This is a genomic window from Myxococcus sp. AM011 (assembly GCF_013372595.1).
Classification (GTDB): Bacteria; Myxococcota; Myxococcia; order Myxococcales; family Myxococcaceae; genus Myxococcus; species Myxococcus eversor.
Genome location: NZ_JABXEM010000669.1, coordinates 1 through 399 on the forward strand (window position 1 = coordinate 1; position 399 = coordinate 399).

2 protein-coding genes are annotated in these 399 nt (G+C 64.2%); both read left to right on the plus strand.

Annotated features, from left to right (window positions below; translation table 11 throughout):
* Nucleotides 1-11 precede the first annotated feature (11 nt).
* Nucleotides 12-122 (plus strand): hypothetical protein, encoded by a 111-nt coding sequence (locus HUW62_RS50265; protein WP_368670668.1) that lies wholly within the window; start codon nucleotides 12-14, stop codon nucleotides 120-122.
* A partial coding sequence (locus HUW62_RS47950) for a 6-phosphogluconolactonase (protein ID WP_176438249.1) occupies nucleotides 119-399 on the plus strand: 281 nt, incomplete at its 3' end. The genes HUW62_RS50265 and HUW62_RS47950, both read left to right, overlap by 4 nt.

A 399-nucleotide genomic window follows, 5' to 3' on the forward strand; every position in this document is an offset into this window, starting at 1 on the left:
CTCTGGTTCCTTTGGCGCGCAGGGTAACCGGTGAGTGCCTAGCCGAAGACCTGCGCCGGCTGGACCCCGACGAAATCTACTGCGCCGCGCTCGAGGGAATCAAGAAGGTGCAGTACCGGTGAGCAGTAGCATCGAGATCTTCCCCGATAGCGACATTCTGGTCGCGGCCGCGGGTAAGCGCTTGGTTGGCGCCATCGGGGCCGCGGTGGCGGCCAGAGGGCAGGCGCTGATCGTGCTGACCGGGGGCGGCAACGGGATTGCGCTTCTGCGCTACCTCAGCGCCCAAGCACAGCAGATTGAATGGTCCAAGGTGCACCTGTTCTGGGGCGACGAACGCTACGTTCCCGAAGACGATGACGAGCGCAATCTCAAGCAGGCCCGGCGGGCGTTGCTCAATCA